Annotated in this window: 2 protein-coding genes; both read right to left on the reverse strand. The window is 70.8% G+C overall.

Features of this window, described 5'->3' with window-relative positions; translation table 11 throughout:
• Positions 1–151, reverse strand: a 151-nt coding sequence (locus tag FV230_RS26570; RefSeq protein ID WP_147844511.1) for a GDP-mannose 4,6-dehydratase, incomplete at its 3' end; no start/stop codon positions are given.
• 329 nt (positions 152–480) lie between these two features.
• On the reverse strand, positions 481–3,078 hold the full coding sequence (locus FV230_RS26575; protein ID WP_246695015.1) for a DUF3772 domain-containing protein: 2,598 nt from the start codon (positions 3,076–3,078) through the stop codon (positions 481–483).
• Positions 3,079–3,083: the final 5 nt, after the last annotated feature.

Below are 3,083 nucleotides of genomic sequence, written 5' to 3' on the forward strand. Positions count from 1 at the left end.
CGAGCCACTTTAGCCGGTGGTCGAACACCCCGGCATGGCTCGAGCGCCGCACCACCCCGTGGACCGCGTAGCCCTTCGACAGCAGCAACTGCGCCAGATACGCCCCGTCCTGCCCCGTGATCCCCGTGATCAGTGCCGTCTTGGTGCTCATCTTGTGAAGCCTGTTCCGTCTGACCTTGACATTCCGTCGGTCGATGCGCGCGGGGCCGCCGCGATCCGCGACTGCATATCCGCCGGCACCCTGGGTTTCAATGCGTGAAAGGCCCGACATCCGTGGCCGATCCGCGGGCGGCGTGCGGGTCCGGGCCCCCGGCGGCCGTCGCGTCGCCCGCGGCGTCGCGCGTCCGCCGCCTGCGCGAATCATCCCGCCCTCTCGCGAACGATGCGGAAGGTTTGGCCAAGGACGCCCGTCCATGCAACCCAAGCGAGTATGATCGCGCTAGATATCTACCGAGGCGTGCTTTTGGCGCCGCCGGCGCGCTACCGCGCGCCGATCGCGCTCAGGTCGCGCCGTCCGTCGCGGCCCTCCTCGGCGGCCGGCGGGCGGAACCGGCCGGCGATCTCCGAGAATGCGTCCTGCATCCCGTCGAGGCCCTGCACCGTGACGATGCTGGAGCCCGGCCCGAGCGGCGGGATGAAGCCCGCCTCGGACAGGGTCCTGAACACCGAGAAGTTCAGGTCGTTCTGCACCTTCTGGCCGAGGCTGACGTCGACGATCATCGCCACGAGCTCGAACTCGAGGAACGGGTCGCCGATCTTGCGGAACACCACGCGCGGCGCCGGCTCCTTCAGCACGTCGGCGTGCTGGGCGGCGCAGGCGAGCAGCATCTCGGCGGCGCGCGCCGGGTCCTGGTTGCGCAGCACGTTGACCACCAGCGAGACCCGGCCCGTCCGGTCGCCGCGGACGCGGTTCTTGACGATGCCGGAGATCAGGTTCGAGTTCGGGACGATCACCGCCGAGCGGTCGAAGGTCTGGATCTCGGTAGAGCGCACCGAGATGCGCTTCACGATGCCCTCCGAGTCGCCGATCACCACCTGGTCGCCGACGCGGATCGGCCGCTCCCAGAGCAGGAGCAGGCCCGAGACGAAGTTGTTGACGATCGATTGTAGGCCGAAACCGATGCCGACCGAGAGCGCGCCGGCCACGATCGTCAGCTTCTCGAGGCTGAGGCCGAGATAGGAGAAGGCCAGCGCCAGGGCGAGCAGGAAGCCGCAATAGCCCGACACCGTCGAGATCGAGTTGCGCAGGCCCGCGTCGAGGTCGGTGGCGGGCAGGTAGACCTGGTCGAGCCAGCGTTGGACCGCGCGGGTGATGGCGATGCCGAGGACCAGGATCCCGAGACCGAGCGCGATCGTCGAGAGCGAGATCGTGACGTCGCCGACCTTGAAGCCGAAGAAGGCCTGCCGGATCGAGGAGACGATGTCGGTCGAATCGAGGCCCCAGGGCGCGAGCACCAGGAGCGCCACGATCAGGAACAGCAGCACCCGCGCGGCACCGGTGGAGAGCACCGCGATCTGGTTGAGCGAACGCTTGCGCAGGCCGGTATTGGCCTGGAGCGCGGTGGCGAGCCGGGTGTCGTCCGAGAGCGAGCCGCCGACGAAGGTGTCGGCGCTCTGCACCAGCAGGTAGAGCAGCACCAGCAGGCTCGCAGTCCAGACCAGCTGGTCGATCACGAACGCCGCGAAGGCGACGTAGCCGACGAGGGCGGCGACGCCGATGACGGCCACCGCCGCCCAGCCGACGAGCCGGGCCGGGCCGCCGATGCCGGTGGTGGTCTTCGTCGGCACGTAGGGGCCGAAGCAGGCCTCCTCCTCCTCCTCCTTGTCGGCGAAGCGGTGCAGGCCGATGGCGAGGATCAGCGCGGTGGCGACCGCGCCGATGCCGCGGGTGGCGATCGAGATCGGCAGCGCCGCCGAGATGCCCGAGTTCAGCGCCTCGATCGACTTCACCACGGTGATCACCGTGGCGATGCCGACCGCGAGCCGCGTCACCCGGATCGCCGCCGCGTCGCTCACCGGCGCCGGCCGCCACTGCGGCTTGTCCGGCGAGAGCAGGCCGTCGCACAGGGCCTCGACGAAGGCGATGAAGGCGAGGCCGGCCAGGATCGCGCCGGCCACCGGAAGCAGCCGGGAGGGCAGCAGGTCGGTGGCGTCGAGGGCGTAGTACACCGTGTAGGATCCGATCACCGCCGGCACGGTGCCGAGCAGCAGCACCCGCCACGCGCCGAGCAGGGTCTGGCGCCGGCTCGGGTCGGTCATCGCCGCGTCGCGCCGGCCGAGCCGCGGGGCGATGTTGCGCCGGCCGAAATACAGCGCCACGGACACGCCGAAGGCGAGGCCGAGCATCAGCAGGTTGCCGAGCGTTCCGTTGCGCGAGAACAGCAGCAGGATGTCGGACAGCGCGCTCTGGAGCGAACGGATGTCGCGGGGGACGTCGGCCGCGACCCGGCTCCAGAGCTGCGGGCTGACCAGCGCCTGGCTGCGCTCGAACAGCCCCTTGGTGAAGGATTCCCGGCGCCGGTTCGAGACCCGGTCGATGATCTGGTCGCCCTGGACGAGGAGCGAGCGCGCCAGCCGCTGGGTCTCGTCGATGCGCGAGACCGCCGCGTCGCGCTCGACCCGCTCCTGGGCCACCTCCGGGCTCTCCTCGGCGTCCTTCGGCTTCGGCCCGAGCTGGGTCAGGCGCTCCCGGGCCGATTCCAGCGGCGCGTCGAGACGGCCGATGATCGTGCGGATCTCGTCGGTGACCGGGCCGACGCCGTCGCGGATGGCGGAGAGCTCCGGCGTGCCGAGATCGGTGCGGGCCAGCTCCTTCTCGCGCGCGGCGAGGTCGTTCTTGGCCGCGTCGAGCCTGGCCCGGACCGCCTTGAGCGCCTCGGACATCTCGGGTTTCGGAGGGGCCGGCTTGGCGTCCGCCGGTTTCGCCTCGACCGGCTTGCCATCCGAAGACTTGCCGTCCGCAGACTTGCCATCCGAGGACTTGCCGTCCGCAGACTTGGCCTCGGCCGGTTTGCCGTCGGGCGCCTTCTCGGCCTTGGCGGGGGCCGTCGGCTGCGCGGCGGGCGCCTGCGCCTGCACGAGGC

The organism is Methylobacterium sp. WL6 (genome assembly GCF_008040095.1).
Lineage (GTDB): Bacteria > Pseudomonadota > Alphaproteobacteria > Rhizobiales > Beijerinckiaceae > Methylobacterium.